At 60.6% G+C, this 21,745-nt stretch carries 20 protein-coding genes; 6 read left to right on the forward strand and 14 right to left on the reverse strand.

Annotation, left to right across the window (positions count from 1 at the left end; translation table 11 throughout):
* Positions 1 to 164: 164 nt before the first annotated feature.
* Both OP10G_RS18905 and OP10G_RS18910 read left to right on the forward strand, forming a co-directional pair.
* Positions 165 to 2,174 carry a glycosyl hydrolase family 65 domain-containing protein gene (locus OP10G_RS18905; RefSeq protein WP_144241249.1) on the forward strand — a complete coding sequence of 670 codons (2,010 nt, stop codon included), beginning with the start codon at positions 165 to 167 and terminating at the stop codon, positions 2,172 to 2,174.
* Between the two features lie 7 nt (positions 2,175 to 2,181).
* Complete coding sequence (locus tag OP10G_RS18910) at positions 2,182 to 2,934, forward strand: polysaccharide deacetylase family protein (protein WP_025228867.1); 753 nt, start codon at positions 2,182 to 2,184, stop codon at positions 2,932 to 2,934.
* 109 nt (positions 2,935 to 3,043) lie between these two features.
* Here OP10G_RS18910 and OP10G_RS18915 read toward each other — a convergent pair whose 3' ends face one another.
* From OP10G_RS18915 to OP10G_RS18940, 6 genes are all read right to left on the reverse strand, one after another.
* The gene (locus OP10G_RS18915) at positions 3,044 to 3,367 is read right to left on the reverse strand and encodes a hypothetical protein (RefSeq protein ID WP_025228866.1); all 324 of its coding nucleotides are present in this window, start codon (positions 3,365 to 3,367) and stop codon (positions 3,044 to 3,046) included.
* Between the two features lie 529 nt (positions 3,368 to 3,896).
* Positions 3,897 to 4,325 carry a DinB family protein gene (locus tag OP10G_RS18920; RefSeq protein WP_227624975.1) on the reverse strand — a complete coding sequence of 143 codons (429 nt, stop codon included), beginning with the start codon at positions 4,323 to 4,325 and terminating at the stop codon, positions 3,897 to 3,899.
* 23 nt (positions 4,326 to 4,348) lie between these two features.
* Entirely contained in the window at positions 4,349 to 5,251 is a 903-nt protein-coding gene (locus tag OP10G_RS18925) for an AraC family transcriptional regulator (RefSeq protein ID WP_025228864.1), read from the reverse strand.
* Positions 5,252 to 5,307: 56 nt separating this feature from the next.
* Positions 5,308 to 5,790: an AraC family transcriptional regulator gene (locus OP10G_RS18930; RefSeq protein WP_025228863.1), complete on the reverse strand. Its 483-nt coding sequence runs from the start codon at positions 5,788 to 5,790 to the stop codon at positions 5,308 to 5,310.
* A gap of 125 nt (positions 5,791 to 5,915) precedes the next feature.
* Positions 5,916 to 6,893 carry a glycosyltransferase family 2 protein gene (locus OP10G_RS25065; RefSeq protein WP_025228862.1) on the reverse strand — a complete coding sequence of 326 codons (978 nt, stop codon included), beginning with the start codon at positions 6,891 to 6,893 and terminating at the stop codon, positions 5,916 to 5,918.
* 136 nt (positions 6,894 to 7,029) lie between these two features.
* Positions 7,030 to 8,067 (reverse strand): deoxyguanosinetriphosphate triphosphohydrolase, encoded by a 1,038-nt coding sequence (locus OP10G_RS18940; protein ID WP_025228861.1) that lies wholly within the window; start codon positions 8,065 to 8,067, stop codon positions 7,030 to 7,032.
* 72 nt (positions 8,068 to 8,139) lie between these two features.
* On the opposite strand from OP10G_RS18940, the gene OP10G_RS18945 reads away from it, so the two are divergent.
* Positions 8,140 to 8,589 carry an SRPBCC family protein gene (locus OP10G_RS18945; protein WP_025228860.1) on the forward strand — a complete coding sequence of 150 codons (450 nt, stop codon included), beginning with the start codon at positions 8,140 to 8,142 and terminating at the stop codon, positions 8,587 to 8,589.
* 146 nt (positions 8,590 to 8,735) lie between these two features.
* Here the strand turns inward: OP10G_RS18945 and OP10G_RS18950 are convergent, their stop codons facing one another.
* Positions 8,736 to 10,271 carry a DUF4153 domain-containing protein gene (locus OP10G_RS18950; protein ID WP_227624976.1) on the reverse strand — a complete coding sequence of 512 codons (1,536 nt, stop codon included), beginning with the start codon at positions 10,269 to 10,271 and terminating at the stop codon, positions 8,736 to 8,738.
* A gap of 52 nt (positions 10,272 to 10,323) precedes the next feature.
* On the opposite strand from OP10G_RS18950, the gene OP10G_RS18955 reads away from it, so the two are divergent.
* Entirely contained in the window at positions 10,324 to 11,478 is a 1,155-nt protein-coding gene (locus tag OP10G_RS18955; protein WP_025228858.1) for a Gfo/Idh/MocA family protein, read from the forward strand.
* On the opposite strand, the gene OP10G_RS18960 is transcribed toward OP10G_RS18955, so the two are convergent.
* Positions 11,475 to 13,400 (reverse strand): RecQ family ATP-dependent DNA helicase, encoded by a 1,926-nt coding sequence (locus OP10G_RS18960; protein WP_025228857.1) that lies wholly within the window; start codon positions 13,398 to 13,400, stop codon positions 11,475 to 11,477. The two genes, OP10G_RS18955 and OP10G_RS18960, sit on opposite strands and share 4 nt — an antisense overlap.
* Before the next feature lie 327 nt (positions 13,401 to 13,727).
* Here OP10G_RS18960 and OP10G_RS18965 point away from each other — a divergent pair, with 327 nt between their 5' ends.
* Both OP10G_RS18965 and OP10G_RS25070 read left to right on the forward strand, forming a co-directional pair.
* Entirely contained in the window at positions 13,728 to 14,042 is a 315-nt protein-coding gene (locus OP10G_RS18965; protein WP_025228856.1) for a ferritin family protein, read from the forward strand.
* A 168-nt stretch (positions 14,043 to 14,210) separates the two neighbouring features.
* Entirely contained in the window at positions 14,211 to 14,627 is a 417-nt protein-coding gene (locus tag OP10G_RS25070) for a competence type IV pilus major pilin ComGC (RefSeq protein WP_025228855.1), read from the forward strand.
* Between the two features lie 141 nt (positions 14,628 to 14,768).
* Here the strand turns inward: OP10G_RS25070 and OP10G_RS18975 are convergent, their stop codons facing one another.
* The 6 genes from OP10G_RS18975 to OP10G_RS19000 form a co-directional block, all read right to left on the reverse strand.
* On the reverse strand, positions 14,769 to 15,110 hold the full coding sequence (locus OP10G_RS18975) for a hypothetical protein (RefSeq protein ID WP_025228854.1): 342 nt from the start codon (positions 15,108 to 15,110) through the stop codon (positions 14,769 to 14,771).
* Entirely contained in the window at positions 15,107 to 16,177 is a 1,071-nt protein-coding gene (locus OP10G_RS18980; protein WP_025228853.1) for a universal stress protein, read from the reverse strand. Before OP10G_RS18980 ends, OP10G_RS18975 begins: the two co-directional genes overlap by 4 nt.
* Positions 16,178 to 16,184: 7 nt before the next feature.
* Entirely contained in the window at positions 16,185 to 16,946 is a 762-nt protein-coding gene (locus OP10G_RS25075) for a response regulator (RefSeq protein WP_025228852.1), read from the reverse strand.
* Entirely contained in the window at positions 16,943 to 18,841 is a 1,899-nt protein-coding gene (locus OP10G_RS18990; protein WP_025228851.1) for a sensor histidine kinase, read from the reverse strand. Before OP10G_RS18990 ends, OP10G_RS25075 begins: the two co-directional genes overlap by 4 nt.
* Before the next feature lie 79 nt (positions 18,842 to 18,920).
* The gene (locus OP10G_RS18995; RefSeq protein WP_025228850.1) at positions 18,921 to 20,705 is read right to left on the reverse strand and encodes a clostripain-related cysteine peptidase; all 1,785 of its coding nucleotides are present in this window, start codon (positions 20,703 to 20,705) and stop codon (positions 18,921 to 18,923) included.
* Between the two features lie 55 nt (positions 20,706 to 20,760).
* On the reverse strand, positions 20,761 to 21,423 hold the full coding sequence (locus OP10G_RS19000) for a carbonic anhydrase (protein ID WP_025228849.1): 663 nt from the start codon (positions 21,421 to 21,423) through the stop codon (positions 20,761 to 20,763).
* Positions 21,424 to 21,745 lie beyond the last annotated feature (322 nt).

The following is a 21,745-nucleotide window of genomic DNA, read 5'->3' on the forward strand; positions in this document are numbered from 1 at the left end:
GTTTGGTCTGCGACGACAACGCTCTGGACGTAGCGTCGGCGCCCTCGCCGATGATCCCGGTGTACTTCGTACACCGGGCGCAGGTACGAGCCAACCTGCGTCTACACGCCCTTCGGACGTAGGGAGGGATCGGAGATTGGCTCCCGTTGGTTCATATTTACGTCGTGCGCGGTTTTTGTGGCCTTGTATTGCTCTCGCTCGTCTTGATTTGGGGCTGTGGGAGTAAGCCTCCTGAGACGACGGCGGGTAAACCCCCGGCGGTTCAGGCGCCTCTCGACCCGTGGGTCTTGACCTGCCTCGATCCGAAGGCGGAGGAGCCGGCGCTGCTTTGGAACGGGCTCATCGGGCTTCGCATCGGGCGCGATGGGCTGGGCGTGGGGAAGGAGCCGTCGTTCTTCATGATCGACGAGTACGAGAAGACGGGGGAGGAGAAGATCCGGGGGATGCCGAATCCCGTCCGGTTGGTGGTGACCGAAGGGGCGCACGCCCTGAACTCTCCGGAGGGGATGTCGCACTATTCCCAAAGGCTGGACATGCGGACGGGGATTCTCGTCACCGAGTGGGACGCCAGCACACAGCCGGGGGATGTCCACGTTAAGGTGGAAACCGCGATCCATCCAGACGAACGGATTGTTGCCGTCCGATACACGGCGGTTCCGAGCCGGGACGCGGACCTTCGCTTTTCGTTCAGCGACAATGGCCTCAAGGCGGAGAAGATGCAGGCCTTCGGGTTCTACCACGGGTTGGGACCCTCGGCGGTACGATGGTCGGTTCGGCAAAGCGCCCCCGGCGCCCTTCCGACAGGCGACGACACAAAGAAGGTGGAATTGTTTGTTAGGGAGGCGACGTGGTCCTTTGGATCGGCTTCCGGAAGGGACGAGGCGCCGAAACCGATCTCCTTCGGCGCCGTCGCCGACGCTTCGGCAAAGAAGTGGGCGGAGCGTTGGAGGACCGACATCGAGATCGACGGGCCGGTCGCCGACCAGCAGGCGGTGCGCTCGTTCATGTTCTATCTCCGCTCGGCGATCTACCCGAAGGGCGAGATGTCGATCTCGCCCTTCGGGTTGAGCAACCAGATGTACAACGGGCATGTGTTCTGGGACGCCGACATCTGGGTCTTTCCGGCGCTGGCGCTGATCGATCCCCCGGCTGCGCAGGCCATATCAAACTATCGCCTTTCGAAAGCCGCCGCTGCACAAGCAAACTTTTCGAAGTGGTTGCGTGCTTCTCGGCCCACCGCACATGGCGCCATGGGGGGAGTCGATGAAACGCGACCGTTAGCGGGCCAAAAGTTTCCCTGGGAGTCGAGCGTCTCTGGCCGGGAGACCGCGCCCGGTCCATCGCGGTTTGAAGACCACATTACGGGAAGTGTGGCGTTCGCCCTAGAGCAAGCCGTCTCCTTGAAGCTGATCTCACCCATGAACCCCGACGAGCCAGCTCGGCTCCCCGGATACTTTTACGGATTACGGTACGAGGAGGGACGGAATGGAAGGGAGATTCGAGATGTGATGTCGCCCGACGAAAACCACACCGGCGACAACGATCTCTACACCAACCTTCTCGCCGAATGGTGCTCCGCAGGAGGAAAGTGGCCCGCGAAGCCGACGTACAAGCTCCCTCACGACGACAAGACGTTCCTGACCTACGACAACGACCAGCTGCGCGGCTACAAGCAAGCCGCCGCCGTCCTCAGCATCTACCCGCTCCAGTACCCGCCCGCCGAGGCGCAGGCGAAGGCGATGATGGACCGGCTCTCGGACAAGGTGATCAAGAACGGGCCGGCGATGACGGACTCCGTCCATTCGATCATTTGGAGCCGGTTGGGAGAGAAAGATAAGGCGTACGAAACCTGGCAAAAAAGCTGGGTTCCTTTCACCACCAGTCCCTTTCTCCTCTTTAGTGAAAAGAGACTGCGCCCAACGACCTACTTTACGACGGGCGCGGGGGGAAGTTTGCAAAGTGTACTGTTCGGATTCCTCGGTTTTCGCATAGACTGGAAGCAGGAGCCCGGCGCGGCGTGGACGACGCAGCTCCGGCGGGACGCCTGGTTGAGCATTAAGCCGAACCTTCCTAAAACCTGGAAAAGTGTGAAGTTCAAAAACTTCACCGTTCTGGGTAGGCCCTACACCCTTACGGTGACCCCCGCTGCCGCGCGCGTGACTCCAGGAGAGTGAAACCCTTATGCCGAATGTCGTTCTGACCGTCGATTGCGAAGGTGCTATGCACGATCGTTGTTACACCAGCGAGTACATCAAAATCTTAGAAGAAGAGTTCGTGCCCTGCACGTGGCTGGTTCATGTGTCCATGAAGGACCCCAGTGCGAACACCAATCTTTACTATCACGAATTCATCCATAAGATTCCGTCGTGGCACGAAATCGGTATGAAAGTGAACTTCGAAGGTGAGCGTGGCTACATCGAAGACCCCAAAGAGCGGGGAAACATCATGTGGGTCGCCAAGGACACCTTGAAGAGTCACCTCATCAAGTGCACTTCGTTCCGCGCCGGCGCCTTCGCGCTCACGCCCAGCGACGTCCGCTACCTGGAGGAGATCGGCATCCTCGTCGACAGCAGTGTCGTTCCCGATTCCAGTTACCGAATGTTCGTGGATTGGACCGGAGCCCCCCACAATCCCTACCACAGCGACCGCGACGACCTTAGGAAGGAAGGTCAGAACCGGCTGCTCCACCTACCGGTTGCCACCAGCGACGGCGAGTATGGCTACCTCGACAAGCGGTGGGACACCCTGGAGTCGCTTTACGAGGCGAACTCGGGCTGCGAGGTCGTCACGCTGGGAATGCGCGACTACATGGACTCGTGCGAGAACCTCCGGAAGACGATCCGCTACTTCCGAAACCGAGGCGCCCACTTCACGACCATGACCCAAGCCGCCAGCGAGCACTACGAGCACCACCGCGCCCTCGCGGCCGTCTGAGTTGGTCCCAGGCCGAGGGCGATCCCGCGTTTCGTAATAAAGAGGGCGACCGGATTCGGTCGCCCTTTTCGGTTGTGTGTGCAGAAGGCAGTCGCCCTGGCACAAGCGATTACTTGATCGTGTAGAGGACGGAGCCGCGGCCGAAGTAGATAACTCCGTCACCGCCGATGGACATCGGCTCCTGTGCTCCGCTTCCCGCACGATATAGGTCCATAACGTGGTGCCGTCGCTCGGATTGATCGCGACTACCTTCCCGATGGTGCATAGGCCAATGTAGATCGTGCCGTCCGACGCTGCGGGAGGTGGCGGTAAAGGTGGCGTACTTCGCTCCCGCGGGGATCGCGACGGTAGCGGGAACCGCTACGAAGTCGGAATCGGAGGCGAGGGTAACCAAGATCCCTTCGGCGGGGGCGCTCGCGGTGAGAGTCACCATGCCGGCGGCCGAGCTAAGCCCTGGGATGGAGGTGGGCTTGATCGTGATCGCAGACGGCGCGGGATCCGCGACTGCGCTCAGAACGCTCAGAACCAGCAGACATAAAGTGAAAAGAAAACGTAAATGTCTGACCACCGACCGGCGGTAGTCACCGCAACGAAGTACAAAATGTTGAGAAATAACAGTTGAGATGATGGCGGAGGATTGTAAGTTCTAGAGGGCTCGCCTGAATCCTATTGAAGATTGCGATCCTTTGTGCCCCGCTCGCCTTCTAGTCCTCCCCGAGAGCGTCTGGAGAGTTCGACCGAAGCCACTCGGAAGCGTCTATCGCATCCGCTCGTCTCGGGTACGGAAGTCTCCGCAAGACCGTCGGCAGTTACGGACCGACGGAGCAACGTGCCCGGGATAGACGTTTTCGGGCGACGGCTAAAGCAGTATGGAAACAACATACCCGCAGTATTACGTGGGCCTTTCCGCGTCAACTTGAACGAATAACAAACGCGCAAGAACCGCGCGACGTCGCGTGAGGCTAACCGAAGAGGTTGATGTGATACGCCTCGTGGTTGGCCAAACGCTGGGTGAGGCCGCCGACGGTGTCGGGTTTGCGGTTCATCTTGCCGCCCCGGTTCCAGTCGACCGAGTCCTTCCACGCGAGCCATCGATCGCGGTCGGCGAGGAAACGGGTCAAGTGCTCCTCCCACGGGATTTCGCCATAACCACCTTGATCGAATTTCCGCCAGGGATGGAGGATGGTGACGTTCGGGTTGTTCCGGGATAAGAACTCGTCGACCACGACCATCCATTGCTCCTGGCAAGCGCGAAGGTGGGCTAGAGTTCGGTGCCGGGAGTGCTCGCACCGAGTCGCTTTCTCGTCGGGCGGCATCGCCTCCCAACCGGAGACGATATCGCGCGTCTTCTCAAGCGATTCGAACAACGCATTCCAATCCTCGCGTAGCATCGACGCCATCCTACACCTTGCTTCTATTCCACGGGAACGTAGAGGTCGGTCTGGAGCTTCTCCTTTGGGGTGGAACTTGGGTTGTTGATGTAGATCTCGAAGGTGGTCCCATCCCAGCGCATCCTGCGCTCGCTATTGGGAAGCCACTCGCCCATGAACTTCGCCCAAGCGTCGCCGATGTGCTCGTACGGGCCGATGTGTGAAAAACGCGCGAAGCGGCCTCCGTGCAGCACCGTCTCTATCAGGCCCGGCAGTGTTGGAGTGTCGCCGGGAAGGACGATGGCGGCGTCGGACTGGAGCTCGGTGGCCGGGGTGGTTTCCGGATCCTCGTAGTACAGGGCGAGGCAAGCCGCCCCCGGCTTTGAGAACAGACCCGCCGGGCCGGCGATTGCGGCGAGCCGCTCAAACGCCCCTCCAATCTGGTTATAGGGCCCGACATGACGAATCGTCCCGAGTCGCATTTGGGGTACTTCCAAGATATCGACTGCCATATCCCTTCCACCGGAGTCGCGCGGGGTGAACTTGGGGAGGCTGCCGTCAGGATCGAAGTGCATACGGTTGGCGGCGGCCAGCTCGATCCTTAGCGTCGCGAGGCTGCGGAACTGCGAAGGAGACTTCGAATAAGCGAGGCGGAAAGCGCGTGTGAACGCCTCGGGCGTCTCGAATCCGGCGTCGAGCGCGATTTCGCAAATCGGCGTTTTCGTGACGCGAAGATGCCAAGCCGCCCGCTCCATGCGGAGACGCCGCAAGAATTCGCCGGGCGCCTCTCCCACCATTCCCCGGAAGATCCGGTGGAAGTGAAATGGGGAGAGAAACGCCCGATCGGCGAGGACACGCAGGTCCATCGGCTCGTCGAGATGCGTCGCGAGGTGACAGACCGCCTCGCGTACGCACTGCTCGTAGGTTGCCCGCGTCTCGACTCTCATAGATCGCTCCTAACTTTACGGATTGAACCTGAGTCGAGACTTGACCTCCGTTGCGATTATTCGATCGGGATGTACAACTCCGTGCGAAGCTGGTCGTCCGGCACGCTGCCGGGCATGTTCATGTAGTTCTCGACCACCGGAACATTTGTTCGTGCGATGTGCCCGCTTTTCGGCATCCAATCCGATGTGAAGCGCTTCCACGCGTCGCCGAGCCCATCGTACGGTCCGATATGCACGTAGCGGGCGTAGCGGCCGCCGGGCAAGGTGAATTCGGTGAGGCCATCCGGCATCGGAACTCCGGCCGGCACCGTGACGGCGGCATCGGAGCGGAGCTCGTTGGTCGCGGTGGTACGCGGGTCGTCGTGGTAAAGCGCCATCGTTTCTACCCCGGGGGCTGCAAATAGTCCGGCGGGGCCGGCGATTTGGCCGAGTCTCTCGAATAGATGAGAAATTTCGCTTCCGTAGGGGCCGACCCGCCTGATCGTGCCGAGCCGCACGGTTGATCGTTCGATCAGATCCACAGTCATTTCGGTCGTCATCACTTTCCTCCATCGTCCGGTTTGAGGCTTCCGGACCTATAGACGACGATACTTAGCGTCCGGTCGGGAGAATTGACGTCGTTTGCGATTTTGCTAAACCGGTTGGAGGCGTCACAGGCCATCCGCTAAGGGATACGCAGCGGGAGCAGGGAAGGGGTTCGACCCTCGAACTTCGTTTCGTCGCGGGGCCAAAGGCGCTCCCGTGCTTTTGGAAGAAGGCAGGCGCCGAGGCGGCGGACGGCCATGCGTTTGTCGGGAAGGATTCTCGCCGCGGATATCGCGGCGCCGACGGCGGCGGTTCGTTCGCCTCGCAGAATCTCCAGGGCGGCAAGGTTCAACACGTTCATTCCAAGTCCGCGAAGGATTTTTTCCTTTGGGATTCGACCTACGAACCAAGTGGACCAGTCCTCGTGGATCGCCCGGCGGACGCGGATCTCTTCGTGCACCTGATTGGGGGATCGGACGAAGGTGTTGCTGGAATGGATGCGCCAATAGGTGAGCCTTTCGGGAACGCAAGCGGCGGGTCCTCGCCGGGCCGAGCCGAGGAGGGCGACCCAGTCGCCGGAGTAGCGCATGCTCGGCTCGAACCGAAGGTCGTCGGCGCGGAACAAAACGCTCGACGCTAGCACCCGGTTTTCGTAGAGCAGGTAAGGAAGGAGCTCTTGGATCGGCGTGGTCGGCCAGTCGAAGTGAACGTCATCCGAACGGTCCACCACACCGTTTTCGTCGATTTTCCAGCCGAGGGTGTAGGCGAAGCAGGCCTCGTCGTGTTCCTCTAACAGCTCGACTTGCGCTTGGAGTTTGGTCGGCTCCCACAGGTCGTCGGAATTCAGGACGGCGATATATCGCCCGCGGGCGATCGACCGAGCCCGCTCTTGAGTTCCGTAAGTGCCGAGATTACGCTCGTTGACAAAGACCTGGATCCGATCGTCCTCACTCGCAACGTCGCGCGCTATCTCGACGCTATCGTCCGAGCTGCCATCGTCGATCAGGATCATTTCCCAGTCCGGCATCGATTGCGCTCGCGCCGCTGCCAGCCCCGCCCGCAGGAACTGCGCGTGGTTGTAGCTGGGAACGACGATCGAGACGAGGGGGGTGCTCACAGTTCGAAATCAGCGGCCGTTGCGCCTGCAACCAAGATAATCTACAACATCTACCAAAGCGAAGGTTCGCGCCGTGGGCACGAACAATTGTACAAATATGCCCAAGAACCGGCTGGCATTTAGGTCGTTCGGCAGACTAGGGCAAGCGCCAGGCGCTGGGGAGTTTTAGGCGGGAATAGGTTTCGATGGCGAACCGGTCGGTCATACCGGCGATGTAGTCGATCGCCCCTTGAACCCCCTCGTAACCCTCGGGCAAATTGTCGGGAAGGACGAAGTGCCGGAACAGCTCTTTGACCATGTTTTGCGCCTTCGGAATGTCGGGGTACATGGTGGGATAGAGGAGGTAGACGTTTTCGAACATCCACTCCTTGAGCTCGTTCATGCAACGCAGCAATTCGGGCGACATCGAGATGTTTGGTTGATCGAGGGAGTGGACGATGACGTCTTGAACCATAGTGCCGATCCGCTGGCTAGAGTTGCTTCCGAGCCGGTCGAAAACGGCCGGGATGTCGTCGATGATTCCGGAGCGTTGCGCGTCTTCGATGTCATGGCTGAGGTAAGCGATCCGGTCGCTGATTCGTACGACGGAGGCTTCGAGGGTGGAGGTCGGCGTGCCGTCTTTCGCACTCAAATCTCCTCGCCCTTTGCTATGTCCGCCGATGCCGCCGCGAGTTTCGTAGGTCAGGTTCAGCTTGGCGAGGTGGTCGACGATTCGGAGCGATTGGACATCGTGGCGGAAACCGCGGGGACAATCGTCGCCGCCTCGACACGGGGCGGAGGCGAACTCTCGCACCGCTTCGTCCAAAGCGTGCTCGCCGGCATGTCCGAACGGGGTGTGGCCGATATCGTGGCCGAGGGCGATGGCTTCGATCAGGTCTTCGTTCAGCCGGAGCGCCCGGCCGATGGTGCGGGCGACTTGCGAGACTTCCAACGTGTGGGTCATCCGCGTCCGGTAATGGTCGCCCATAGGGTCGATGAACACCTGGGTTTTGTGTTTGAGCCGGCGGAACGGCTTGGAGTGGAGGATGCGGTCGCGGTCGCGTTGGTAGACGGTGCGGACCGGGTCGTGCGGCTCGTCTACGAGTCGCCCTCGGCTCTCAGCGGCTTTGGCGGCGAAAGGGGAGAGCGTCTCAAGCTCGCGCCGCTCCGTTAGTTCGCGGACATGGTGAGGCACGATTCTACAGACGTGAATACCGCGAACTCCGGTGCGCGGGACTGCATCGATAGGGCAAGATCAAACGAGACCATGAAGCAGATCCCTTCCGCACCTGAGATCGCGATCGTTAGCGGCGACTTCGAGCAGTTTTCGCCGCAGGAGCTCTACGACTACTTCACGCAGGTCGACCTGCTGACTCAGTGGTGGCCGAAGGAAGCGGAAATCGACCTCAAGGTGGGCGGGCAATACCGGATGTCTTGGCCGGAGAACGATTGGCATCTGCGGGGGGAGTACACGGCGTTGGAGCCGGGGGTGCATCTCGGGTTCACCTGGGCGTGGGACCATGAACCATCGAACTCGTTGCGTAAGCAGGTCGATATCTGGTTTCAGCCGCTTTTCGAGAACGGTGGGCGGCTCGCGGCACACCATGGACCGTTCGATACTTCGGAAAACGACCAGTCGTCCCGGCAAGGAATCGTCGAGGGGTGGATTCACTTCGGGATGCGGTTGGCTGGGTTGAAAGACGGGAATTCGGAGTAGCGCCGGACCCTGGTCCGCTTCAACCGGGGCGGGCGGCGCCTCCTCGTTCTTTGTACGTTTTGTACACGGGTGAGGGCGTTGTACAAAACGTACGACAAAGTCCTTTCCAAAATGGGCGCAACGATCGCAGGGGCTGGTTGACGGGTTTAGTAGTGTTCGTCCTCGGCGGGTTTCGGGGCGACCTTCGGGATGTGATTCGCGGTGAGCGCCGCATTGGCGAACATCGAGCTCAAAGTAAAGGAACGAGGGTCGCGTCCGCTGTTTTCGGTTTCCTGCAGCCCTAGGAATTCCATCAGCTTCGCTTGAGCATCGGGCGGCAATTTTGACTTCGCCTTAATGAGCTCCGGAACCGCGTCGTTACTGAGCGACCCGAGATAGGACACGTCGACGGCCCCGTTCGGCCTCGAGGTGTTGATTCGCGCCACGAGGCCATCCGGATTGACGACGTTCAACCCAAAGACCGTAGCGAGTAACAATGCGAGCGCGCCAAACGCGAATCGGTCGGTGCGACCGCGAAGAACCGTGGTCGCGAACCACACGAAGACGGCTCCGATCCAAGCGATGGACGCTACCACGTAGATCCGCAACTGACTTACTCCGTACGCTTCCACATATATCCGCATCCTCAAGAAAGCCGAATGGATGACCAGGAAGACTAACGCCACCAGCACGGAGGCCAATACGTTGTAGGTTCGTTCCGACTTCGGCCCCTCCCGTCGCATCATCGCATGGGAGCCAAGCAGGACTGGGAGTACCAGGAGGGCAACTGCCGAGAGCTCGAAGAAACCACGTCGAGCGTAGGTGCCGAAGCCAAGATTCGCCGTGTTCCGGATGACTTCGCTGCCACCAAACAGGTGGCGGAATTGCGTCGCGATGAAAGCGGCGAACAGCAGGTTCAAAAGGGCGAGCGCCGTGCCGATCTCTACGATGCCAAACGGGGCCGGCTTCGGATCTCCAGTGATCGATGGAGGCCGATCCACTCCCAGAAAAAGCTGGTACAGGAATCCGCCGGCCAGCCAGGCGCAAGTTACGGTGACAAAAAAGTTGACGCCGGCCTCTTCGGGACTGAACTGAAAGAGATGGGTGACCATCTTTTCAAAACCGGCATCCGCGCTAATGAACAGGCCGCCGAAAATGATCAACAGCGGTACCGCCAGTAGGAGTCCACGGAGGATCGCGGCGATCGTCTTGCTACTCCGCCCCTTCGTAAGTTCTCCCCAGCGCCCTTCAAGTTTGCCGACCTGAACCGCTCCGGCGACGAAGCCGGCCCAAGACTCGATCAAGCGGAAAGGATAGTCCATCACCGATCCGGTGCGAACGCTGCCGTTGCGGGCTCGATGAGCGATCAGGCCGACGAGAAGAACGACCGAGACTCCGTTGAGCAACTTAAGCTCGGGGGCGTCGCGCCAAAAGAAGAGCGTGCAGAAGCCGAGGGTCGGGATCGTCAGAAAGCGAACTCCTCGTGAAATCTCCAACACCCGTGAGCGATACAACAACGCCGATACCGCCGCGACGAGAAGGGCGAAGATGGAGAACCCGACGCCGAAAGCGGAGTTCCGCAAGAGCAAATCCCCGGCTATCCCCAGCGACACCGCTCCCGCAAAGACCCTTATCGCAAGACCAAGTCGCTTCGCGTCGTCCATTTGTCTGGGAAACGCGATAGCGGGGCCGTTAGTTCGCACCTTCGGTAAATCTGCATTGACACTCCGGGCGGGAGCGGAGCAAAATCGGCGCGTGGGTAAGAAGCGCGTCAACGTTGGTCTAATCGGTTACCAGTTCATGGGGAAGGCACATTCCAATGCCTACCGCCAAGTCAATCACTTCTTCGACCTTCCGGTGGAAGTCAATATGCACACCTTGTGCGGCCGGAACGAGGCCGCCGTAACCGCCGCCGCCGCGCAGTACGGTTGGGCGAACGTGGAGACCGACTGGCGGAAGGTGGTCGCGAATCCGGAGATCGACGTCATCGACGTCTCGACTCCCGGAAACTTGCACGCTGAGATCGCCATCGCGGCCGCCCAGGCCGGAAAGGCGGTCTTCTGTGAGAAGCCGATCGGCAATACCCTGTCCGAAGCGGAGGCGATGCTGAAAGCGGTGCAAGCCGCCGGGGTGCCCCACGCGGTCTTTCACAACTACCGCAAGGCGCCCGCGGTTGGACTTGCCAAGCAGCTCATCGAGAGCGGCCGGCTCGGCACGATCTATCACTTCCGCGCCGTGTACCTGCAAGACTGGATCGCGGATCCTAATTTTCCGCTTGTTTGGCGCCTCCAAAAGGAGATCGCCGGCTCCGGAACCCATGGCGACATCAACGCCCACATCATCGACATGGCGCGATATCTGCTCGGCGAGCTAGACGAGGTCTGCGGACTGCTCCACACGTTCGTCAAGCAACGCCCCAAGGCGGGAGCGATCAACGATAAGCTGGGCGCCGAGGCGACCAACGAGATGGGCGAAGTCACCGTCGACGACGCCGCGATGTTCTTGGCCAAGTTTAAGAGCGGAGCGCTCGGCACGTTCGAGGCCACCCGCTTTGCCGTCGGGCGAAAGAATCATCACCGGTGGGAGGTCAATGGGAGCAAGGGCTCCATCGTCTTCAACCTGGAGCGGATGAACGAGCTGGAGTATTACAGCGAGGAAGACCCCGCCGATGTCCGCGGCTTCCGGGTCATTCAGGCGACCGAGGGGGTTCACCCTTACGCGGGCCACTATTGGCCGGCCGGTCACATCATCGGTTACGAGCACACTTTCATCAACCTGCTCGCCGACGCTTTCACCAATATGGAAGCGGGCAAGCGGATCGAGCCCGACTTCGTCGACGGATATGAAAACCAGCGGGTTTTGGACGCCGTCGAGCGCTCCAGCGACTCGCGAGAGTGGGTGAAACTCTAGGTTACGGCGGCGACGACATCCAGGAACGGGTGCTCATCCAGCACCCCGAAGAGCGGGTGGCGGCTTAGCTTCGATTTGGTGAAGACCGGGCTGGTAAGGCCGCAAAGGAAACGGGCGAGTTGGCGGGGAGTCGCCAGCTCGCCCGGATTGTTTGCGGTGAGCTCCGCGAGGTCGCGTGGAGTAACCAGCGACGTTATCGTCGCGGCCGGAGGGAGAGCCGGAATTGCTTGGGCTTTTCCGGTCAGGCAATACGTGCAGTGCCCGCACGGTTTTGGCAGCACTTCGCCGAAGTAGCCCACCAGCGATTGGACTTGGCACCCCTCGTGTTCGACCAGAGCGGGAACCATCGCCAGGCGTTCGATCTCTTGGCGTTCCCGGTGTTCGAATCTTCCAACCAACTCGGCGACGAGGCGATCTTCGTCGGCGAGATCGGTCAATCGGGTGTACCGGTCGCGAACGTCACTGGCGCGGAGTTCGATAAGTCCACGCTCCGACATCACCTCGAGCGCTTTCACAACTCGCCTTCGCTCAACGCCGAGTGATTCCGCCGCTTTCTCGGGGTCGAGTCCGTACCAAATCCGTCCCCGCTTGGCGGCTCCAAAGAGGGAAGTCGCGAAACGCCCGTGCTCGCCGGGAAAGGCGTCGCCGATGTCGTCGATCCGGGTGAGAGGACGAAACTCGTAGCCGGCGTAGAACGGAGTCCCTCGCCGTAACGCCCCGAGTAGCTCCAGGTACGTGAGCGCGGTTCGTAGAACCAGCTGGCGGATGTCGTGCCGGTTCGAAAACTCATATGTCGAAAGGGCGAATTCTTCGGGCTGAGTAAGCAGGTCGTGAACGAGCGACCGCACCGATTGCTCGCTCGGCGTATCGCCGTAAACGAAGTTTTCGAGGGCGGGCAGGTCCGCGGCGGCGGCGAGCATTTCCACAATGGATGGAACTCCGTCGCGCCCGGCGCGCCCGATCTCCTGACTGTAGCTCTCCAGGCTCTTCGGCAGGTTCGCGTGATAGACGTATCGCACGTCGGATTTATCGATCCCCATCCCAAAGGCGATCGTCGCGACGACGATCCGGGCCGGATCTGCCATCCACCAATCCTGCACCTTCGTGCGGTCCTCGGCGTTCATCCCGGCGTGATATGCCTCGGCCGCGAACCCGTGCTGCTTGAGGAAATTTGCGACCGCCTCCGCCGTGCGTTGCAGCGTGACGTAGACGATAGTGGAGCCCGGCGCCCGTTCCCGCAGCCGCTGAACGAGGAGGGGGGTCCGTTCGGCCGGAGTACAGGGGGTGGTAAGCAGGGTCAGGTTGGGACGGTAGAAACCGGTGAGCACGACGCCACTCGGCTTGATGCCGAAGCCGTCGCAAATGTCCTGAACAACCTTGGGGGTCGCGGTGGCGGTGAGGGCGAGGACTCGCTCGGCTCCGATGTCGCGAGCCATTTGGGCGAGCTTTAGGTAATCCGGCCGGAAGTTATGCCCCCACTCCGAGATGCAGTGCGCCTCGTCGACGGCGAAAATGGCGATTTTGAGCCGTTTGAGATCCCCGAGAAAACGCTCGTTGTTGAACCGCTCCGGTGCGACGTAGAGGAGCCGCAGTTCCCCCGCGCGGAGCCGGTCGTTGATCGCACGCACCTCGTCGGAAGAGAGGCTGGAATCGAGCCGTGCCGCAGGGATCCCGCGGCGCTGGAGAAAGTCGATCTGATCTTTCATGAGCGCGATGAGGGGCGAAACCACCAGGGTGATGCCGTCGACGGCGAGGGCGGGAAGCTGGTAGCAGAGCGATTTCCCGCCGCCGGTGGGAAAGACGGCTAGGGCCGCGCCTTCGTCGAGCAGCGCGCGCATGGCCTCATGTTGGCCTGGCCGGAATTCGGCAAATCCGAAGTGCTGTTGAAGCAGCTCACCCAGCGTATCGGTGGTGGTTGGCATCGCGTTGAGCGCTATTATATCAGGTTATGTAGACTTGCGTCTCGTATGCCCGTTGTTCGCGGAGGGCGTGGAGGGGGAAGATAACGCGAAGCGTTGTAGCCGCAGGTTGGCTCGCACCTGCGTCCCCTGGAACTGCAACTGGGTCAAAACACGATACGCCCTCGCGCAGGTACGAGCCAACCTGCGGCTACACGTCCTTCGGACGTAGCGTCGGCGTCCCCGCCGATGACCCGGTGCACCTTTCGCTTTAGCTGGCGCAGCCACGAGCCCACCAGCGGCTACCCGTCCTCCGGAGGTGGGGAGGTCCACTTAGTCTATTCTAGGCGTATGGGATTTGAGCAGTATCATGAGCCGGCGGGGGAGCTGACGGCAGAGGTTCGTACGTTTGCCCGGATGATTACCTCGCTGACGGAAGAGGCGGAGGCAATCGGGTGGTATGAGCAGCGGATTTCGCTCGAACCGGATAAGGAGGCGCGGGCGATCATGGAGAACGCTCAGCATGAGGAGATGAAGCACTTTGGGATGGATCTCGAATTCCTCCTCCGAAAGAAGCCGCAGTGGAAGAAAACCCTGCAAGGGATTCTCTTTAAGCCCGGAGACATTGTAAAAAACGGCGACGAAGCCGAGGAAGCGAGCGAGTAATCACCCGCAAGAAAGCGGGCCAATCGGTAAGTTGGCCCGTTTTCTTCAGGGGTGGGCGTTGTGGATCTTGCCACATCGTTTCCAGTGATTCGCGATGGCCTACGGGCCTAACCTTCTTATGTCGGACCAGCTTATATATTGGCTCCCTTATTTTGAGGACTGAGAACGATGCGCGTTAGAACAAAGAATAGGTATCACCGACGTGCATTTACGCTCGTCGAGCTTCTGGTCGTGATCCTCATCATCGCCACGCTGATGGCGGTCGCGCTTCCGCTCTACTTAAACGCCGTTCAGGATGCGAGTAAGAAGACTTGCCGAGCCAACATGCGCGACGTCTGTAGCGCCGCCCAGGCTTGGAAAGTTAAGAATCGCGCCGCCGACTTCACGGGTGTGACACTTTCCACCCTCACCCCCGACATGGGCTCCATCCCATCCTGCCCCGACGGGGGAACTTACACGCTCGCGCTAAGCGGAACCGAACTGGACGACACGGGAGCCACTCAAACGATTCCCACCGGGGGCCTTGGCATCTCGTGCTCTTACGCCGGCCACAACGGCTATATTCCCGGCGTCACCTCTCGGTAGGCCGATCCGGCGGACCGCTGGTCTCCAGACCGGCTCTTTCGGACTCCCTCACTCCCAACCCCTCTCCCTCGTTCGGCACATATATCCGAAGGAAGGAGAGGGGGCTCCGGAACTCAGGAGCTCATGCAACGTTAATTGTCCCTATCTGACGTAGTGAACTTCGACGATCTTGCCCGAGACGAATAGGAACAGGCATGAAATGACTGGCTTGCTCTTGGCGATCTCGCGGGCTTCCTCGAACGATTTCGCGACGATCTTTCCGTTCAGGCCCGCCAACAGCCCCATATAGGTGGTGGCTTCGTCGGGGTCGGGGAAGGTGGCGAGACCGTTCACGTTCTGGCCGTCCGGCAGGGTGGCGTTGTTCGCGGCGTATTTGTCCTCACCGACACCGATGAGATAGAGCGCGTTCGGAAACCCGCCGTATCCCTCGAGTTGAAACTCCTCGAGGATGATTCCGCCCGGGTTTTGGATCGTTTGGCTCAATGCCCGACCGGCGCATTTTCGGACGCCACCACGAGGATGTCGACGGTCTTGAGCGAACGGACGAGCTCGCTTAAAACGGAAGCCTTCATGATCTCTTGGATGCGGGACCGCTCTGGGTGGCCGATGATGAGCTGAGTCACATTCCGCTCCTTGGCAAAGTCGATAAGCGTCGGCGCCAGCTCGCCCTTAAGGGAGACGGTTTCGATCCCCAGCTTTTCGGCAAGCTTAAAGTCGTCGGCGAGGATCTTTCGCTCCTTCTCCCCGATCGGACCGTCTTCAACGTGCACGGCGATGACGTCGCCGTGCATGCGCTGGCCCATTCGCCAACCGCGGCGGATGAGGCGTAGCGAGCTGCGCGTCGGGCTGAGGCAGATCATAACGCGATCCTGGGCGGCCCACGGCTTTTCGATCCGTTTTTCCTTACGGTACGCCACGAGGTCTTCGTCGACGTGGCTGGCCGCCTCCCGCATCGCCATCTCGCGAAGGGCAGCGAGATTCCCTTCTCGGAAGAACGCCGATTCCTGCCCGGTCACCGTGCGGCCGGGGTAAATATCTCCCCGCTCTAGCCGGTTAATAAGCGCGCGCGGGGTGAGGTCGACCAGCTCGACTTCATACGCCTCTCCAAGGATCCGATCGGGAACCGTATCTTCCACTTTTACGCCCGTGATATCGGCGACGTGGTCGTTCAGACTTTCCAGGCTTGATACATTGAGGGTCGAAAGAACGTTGATGCCCGCCGCGAGGAGCTCTTCCACATCCTGCCAGCGCCGTTCGTTTCGAGAGGTCGGGGCATTCTTGTGCTCGAGCTCGTCGACGATCACCAGATCCGGCTTTCGGGCGAGAATGGCGTCGACATTTAGCTCCTCGCTTCCCGGAGGGACCTGCTCGAAATCGTGAAGGAGGTCGCCGACCGGAGCTCTATCTTGGGTGTCGATCACCCCGATAACGGTTTCTTGCCCCCTTCGTTGGCGTCGATGGGCCTCGTCGAGCATGGCGTACGTCTTACCGACGCCCGGCGCGAAGCCTAAAAAAATCTTGTGCTTACCGCGTCCCGGCTGGTTCTTCACAGGCATCTCAATTGTTGTCAGAAACGGTCATGACCGAATCGAGCCACCGCTGCAGGCTGGTCGACAGGTCCTCTATTCGCAGGACGTCATCGGCCGGCACCTCAGCATTTTGCCACAGATGGTTGGCAAGAGATTCTTCGCACATCGCGATCCAGAAGCGCTCTCCGCCCGGTACCTCTTCGGCGTCGGTGTACGCCTTGACCAGCTCCATAACGTAAGCCGGCAAAACGACCTTCACACGCTTCTGGGGAGCGCCGGCGCGATGGACGTCGAAGAGGCAGATCATATCGCCGGAGTGGTCGTCCGCCGTTTGGCTTTCGAGCTCGAAACTGAATCCGTTGATCGTCGTGCGGGTGAACTCGCGGCAAACCATTCCTACCGGCACGGTATGGCTGGCTTCGGTTTGCCGGGCCAACGCCGACTGTACGGCGAGCCGAAGCGTTTCCGCCGTGAACGGCTTTCTCAGGAAGTCCGACGCACCGGCCTGGATGGCTTCCAAGGCAAGGTCGATCGTGCCGAAAGCGGTGATGAGAATCAGTCTCGCGTGCGGATTACGCCGGAATATCTCCCGTTGAACCTCGATACCCGGCATGCCGGGCATCCGCTGGTCCAAGAGTACGAGATCCCATTTGGCCCCGTTCTCGTATTTGGCGAGTCCTTCCGGGCCATCGGAAGCGGTTTCGACGTTGTATCCCGCGTGGGCAAGCGCGAGCCGGATCATCGTCCGGATGTTCGTTTCGTCGTCGATTACTAGAATGCTTGCGCTCAAACTTGACTGTCCTTACCGACGGCCGCGTCGGACGCCGTCGCCGTGGATCCCGCCGCCGAGCCGGTTACCGCCAGGGGGAGCGAAAAGCTAAACGTGCTTCCTTTACCCACTTCACTTTCTACGGCCATGTAACCCCCGTGTGCGACAACGATATGGTGCGCGATGGAAAGACCGAGGCCTGCGCCTCCTCCTGTTGCTCCGGGCACCTGTACGAACCGCTCGAAGACACGGACGAGGAAATCCTTCGGGATTCCCTCGCCCGTGTCTTCAACCCGAAAGGTTACATCATCCTGCGACGCAGTTGCGCTGACCGATACCTTTCCGCCCGCCGGTGTGTGCCTAATTGCGTTCGCAATGAGATTTGTAAGCACCCTGCCGATCTGGCCGCGATCGGCCCGCACGGGCGGGAGCCCCTCCGGCGCCTCATCAACAAGCTCGATCCCTTTTGTCGCGGCTTGAGACTTGAGACCCAAAACCGGGCTTCGGATAAGCTCGGCGGGCGTGACGATCTCAAACCGGGGCGGGGAAGAGCCGGCTTCCAGGCGAGTGACGTCCAGCAGGTCGCGCATCAACTTCTCGAGCCGGTTCAGGTCTTGTTTCTGAGTCTGAACGATCTCCTTTTGGTCCGCGGTCAGCTCCCCGACGGCGCCCTCGAGAAGGATGTCGGTGGAAAGCAGCATCGAGGTAACCGGGGTGCGCAGCTCATGGGAGGCGACGCCGATAAATTCGGATTTGAGACGGTCCAGCACCCGGAGATGGGTGATGTCTTCGAGGACGGTCACACTACCGAGAAGCTGTCCATCGTCGTTCGTCATCGGGCTGGTGCGGAGGCGGTACGTGCGTTCGGTTTCACCCACCTTGATTGGAATAAGCGCGGTTTCATCTTCCGAATCGGAGACCTTTTCGCTGCTGATCGCGCTTTCGATGCCTCGTAGGATGCGACGATCCGGAATGTGGTCGGCTACGGGCACTTTGTCGCCCTCCGGGATCTCCCCAAACAGTCCCTCCGCCGCCCGATTGAGGTGTACGATGCGTTGCTTGGCATCGGTCACGACGACCGGGTCATAGAGCGAGTCGAGGGCGGCGTCCGACATCTGCTCGGCGCGTTGGAGGCGGCGGATTTCGGCCGCCCTTACTTCGGAGAGGCGCGCGGCCATCGAATCGAAACTCTGCGCCAACGCCCCAATCTCGTCGGAACGGCGGATCTCCACCCTCTGATCCCAATTGCCCGCCGCAAGCTGCTTGGCCTGTTCGGCAAGGACGGCGAGGGGGGCGAGCGTCTCCCGAATCATGCGCAAGCCGAGCAGCAAGGCGAGGATCAGGGCGCCGATGGTAATGGCGACGCTGCGGTAGAAGGCGCTTTGAGCCTCGTTCTTGGCGGTCTCGTAGCTGGTTTGCACGCCGCGCTCGTTGATGTCGGAGAGCGACATCGCCTCCGCGCGCATCCTCCGCAACAGGGGTTGGACTACCTCGCGAAAGAATCGGCTGCTTCCGGGCCGGACCGTAACTCGATTCGCCTTAAAGGTTTGGGCGCCAAGGTTTTGAAGCGCGCTCGCTTCGCTCTCGAGGTCGAAGGTAGCTTGGGTTTCGTCCGGTTCGGTTACGGTTCGGTGGGCCGTCTCCAGCCCTCGGTCGAGCAGTTGATTCGCCTCGCTGTAGGTACGAACCGCGGTCTGATAGTCGCCGTCGAAGAGCTGCGAGAATGCGCTCTCGTCCTGGTGGAGCGCGGCTTGGATGTCTCTCGCGGCGAGGATGGTCTGAAAGTTGCCGCGTAGAACGTTATCCACGGACTGGGAGAGGCGAAAGAAGTTGAACACCGCCCCGCCCATCACCATCGCCATGAGCAGCACCAGCAAGAGGTGGCTCACGATGAGCTGCGTCCTCAAGCTTCTCATAGCGCCATTGTAGCGTCACCTTTCCGGGGCCGGAGCGCGGGCGTCTCGCCCGCCCCTCGGACCCCGGGCGTCTCGCCCGTTAAGGCGCTATGCGCAACCAGTCGTCCCATCGGGTGACTTTGGCGAGATTTAGGTTGGAGTAGTAGCGAAGCTGGTCCAGAGTTGAGGGCGAGAAGTCGATCGATAGGCCATGGCTGAAACTGCTCAGCGACGTATGCCCTTCCCAAACCACCGCGTTGTTCGAGTCGGGAGTGCCGACGGCGGCGATGACTCCATCGGCGGCCGACTTGATATCGGCGGTAATCGTCGGGTTCGCCTTCAGGCGCTGGCACAGGTCCACGAGGTCGTAGTAGTCGTGGCCGTCGCCCGGGTCGGCGTACTTCGGAGCGTTGTTTCGAATCGTGGGGATCACTCCCGCGATCGTCGCCTGATTGGCGATTAGCGCCCCCGCCAAGTTGTCGATCGCAACTTCGACGGCGGCCACTTTCGAGGTATCGATGACGCTCTGCGTTACGGGCAGATTTTTGTAAGCATCCAGCGTCACGTGCCCATCGACAAACGCCTTACTGAGCTGGCGGGTGGAAAGGTCGGGTGAGTTTGCGAAGGTGCTGAAGATCCGATCGTACGGGTAACCGGGGCCGGGGGTGTTCTCCTCGCTGGTGGCGATGTAGTCGCAGGAGCCCTTGACGTCGGATGCGATCTCCAGCATCTGCATTAGGCAGGCGTCGAACGAGAGGATGTCGACCTTCTGACCCGCAAGCGCGCCCGGCAGGTCCCAGATGTCGATGAACGAGTTGAACTGGTCGTCGTAGCTGACGGCGCGAACGGGCGGGCCGACGATCTTGCTGCGCTGCCATCCGTTGCCGTGGTTCCAAACGATCAACACATATCGATCGGCGGGATAGTTCTCTTTACTCCAGGCGACGAAATCGCGAAGGGTGGCGGCGCTTCCCATGTCGACGTTGGTCCCCAGGTCTTGGATGAGCTGGCTCTTGATCGTCGCGGTGTTATCCGGCTTCACCAGATAGCGGCGCGTTCCGTCGTGGTGGACGTTTTCCTGCCCGAAGATCGCGCCGGTTTCCTTCCACTGTAAAACGAACCGGACGTCGGCGTTGCCGGCGACCTTTTCCATCTGGTTGACGTTCGGGATGGCGTAGGGATAAAGGTTATTGGCGGCGTTCAGGAAGACCATGACGGTCCACTTGCTCTTGGTGACGCCGGCTTTTTGGACGTTGATCGTCGAGCTCGCACTGAGCGCGCCGGGCGTGTAGGTGGCCCGGACGGTCGTGGTCCCTGAGCTGACGCCGGTGACCGTGCCGTTCGCATCGACGTCCGCCGATGTGCCGGTCTTGCTAAAGGTTACGGAGCCGGCATTGACGAAGGTGAGATTTCCTCCGGAGTCGAGTCCCGCAATTCCAAGGCGGAGCTTCCCTCCGATCGAAATGTCGGCGGTGCCGGGCAAAATCCGAATGCTTTGAACGGGGGCGCCGACGGCGACGTTTAGGACGCTGGAACCGGACACCACCGTGTCTTCGAGGATGCCGATGACCGATCCGCCAAAGTTCGCCGCCGAATTTAGCTCGACCCGGACGGTATATCCCGTGGCAGGCGCCGTCAAGGAGGTGGTGCTGGTGGTTGCCGCCCGGTTGACGACCTTTTGACTCAGAACCGTGCCGGTCGGCGAGAGGATGGAAACCCGCTCCGATTGACCGGCCGCGCCTCCGACGCCGCCGTTCCAATTTGTGTTGACCAGAACGCCGGTGTTATCGGGACCTCGGCCTCCTCCTCCTCCTCCGCCGCCACAGCCGCTGAGAGCCAGAGTAAGGGCGCAAAGCGCAATGAGGGAACGGCGGACGCAGATCATGGTCTTTTGTAAGGACTCCCGGGGACAGAGAGATGATACGGCATTGGAAGCCGATTTACGCCGAAGTCCGGGACCCGTCGGCGGCCTCATAAGCTTCGTCCAGCAGAACGAAGCCATCGACGGCGGCCGAATACGCGAGAACCTGGGCGTTGGCGACGTCGAACCACCAAGCGTGGAGATTCAGCTCCCCTCGGTCCAAGCGCTCGATCACCGCGTCATAGGTGGCCAGGTTTTCCAAACTCGCAAGCACGTTCGTCTGCGAGAGACGATCCACTTCATTCAGATCGGCTTTTTGGAGGTAACCCTCGCGGTAGCGGGCCATGGCGGGTTTGGCATGCCTCAGCCACCGGTTGACGTGACCGCTTGGGCTCTCGCCCGCCAGCAAGGCTTCCATCGCGCCACATCCGGAGTGGCCCATCACCACGATGTCTTTGACGTTCAAAGTGATAAGCGTAAAGTCGATCGCCGCGGCGACCGACGTGTCCGTCCCTGCCCGCGCCGAGTCCACGTGGGGGACGAGATTCCCTATGTTGCGAACCACGAAGAGGTCGCCGGGGTCGGCTTGAGTCAGCTCCTCCGGCATGATACGAGAGTCGGCGCAGGTAATCAAGAACGCCTGGGGACGCTGACCGTACTTAGCCAAATGGGCAAGCAACGGCTTTACTTCTTGGGCGCCGCGCTCGTGAAACGTGGAAACTCCTTGGACGAACTTTTGCATGCTTCTCCCGACTCCGGCTACAAAACATACGAACTGTATGTCATGTATCGAGATGCATGATACCCGTTGAGTGCAATCCCGCCCTGGCGATATTCGCAAGGAGGGACCGTGGCTCGATCTTCCGATGGCGGTCGCGATCTGCAGGATGGACGGCAATCTGAAGCCGATGTACGGCCTTTCCGGCCTTACCCGGGCCTGCGATTCGTTAACGCAAAGCGTTGTAGCCGCAGGTTGGCTCGTACCTGCGCGGGAGCCTATCGTTGTCCGATAGCTGTGGATCGTTAGGGTGTTGTCGCGCAGGTACGAGACAACCTGCGTCTAC

The organism is Fimbriimonas ginsengisoli Gsoil 348 (assembly GCF_000724625.1).
Taxonomy (GTDB): Bacteria; Armatimonadota; Fimbriimonadia; order Fimbriimonadales; family Fimbriimonadaceae; genus Fimbriimonas; species Fimbriimonas ginsengisoli.

Coding starts and splice junctions, on each gene's coding strand:
- OP10G_RS18910 (WP_025228867.1), top strand. CDS start 2,182: ATGCCGAATGTCGTTCTGACCGTCGATTGCGAAGGTGCTATGCACGAT.
- OP10G_RS18915 (WP_025228866.1), bottom strand. CDS start 3,367: ATGGTGACTCTCACCGCGAGCGCCCCCGCCGAAGGGATCTTGGTTACC.
- OP10G_RS18920 (WP_227624975.1), bottom strand. CDS start 4,325: ATGCTACGCGAGGATTGGAATGCGTTGTTCGAATCGCTTGAGAAGACG.
- OP10G_RS18925 (WP_025228864.1), bottom strand. CDS start 5,251: ATGAGAGTCGAGACGCGGGCAACCTACGAGCAGTGCGTACGCGAGGCG.
- OP10G_RS18930 (WP_025228863.1), bottom strand. CDS start 5,790: ATGACGACCGAAATGACTGTGGATCTGATCGAACGATCAACCGTGCGG.
- OP10G_RS18945 (WP_025228860.1), top strand. CDS start 8,140: ATGAAGCAGATCCCTTCCGCACCTGAGATCGCGATCGTTAGCGGCGAC.
- OP10G_RS18960 (WP_025228857.1), bottom strand. CDS start 13,400: ATGCCAACCACCACCGATACGCTGGGTGAGCTGCTTCAACAGCACTTC.
- OP10G_RS18965 (WP_025228856.1), top strand. CDS start 13,728: ATGGGATTTGAGCAGTATCATGAGCCGGCGGGGGAGCTGACGGCAGAG.
- OP10G_RS25070 (WP_025228855.1), top strand. CDS start 14,211: ATGCGCGTTAGAACAAAGAATAGGTATCACCGACGTGCATTTACGCTC.
- OP10G_RS18990 (WP_025228851.1), bottom strand. CDS start 18,841: ATGAGAAGCTTGAGGACGCAGCTCATCGTGAGCCACCTCTTGCTGGTG.
- OP10G_RS18995 (WP_025228850.1), bottom strand. CDS start 20,705: ATGATCTGCGTCCGCCGTTCCCTCATTGCGCTTTGCGCCCTTACTCTG.
- OP10G_RS19000 (WP_025228849.1), bottom strand. CDS start 21,423: ATGCAAAAGTTCGTCCAAGGAGTTTCCACGTTTCACGAGCGCGGCGCC.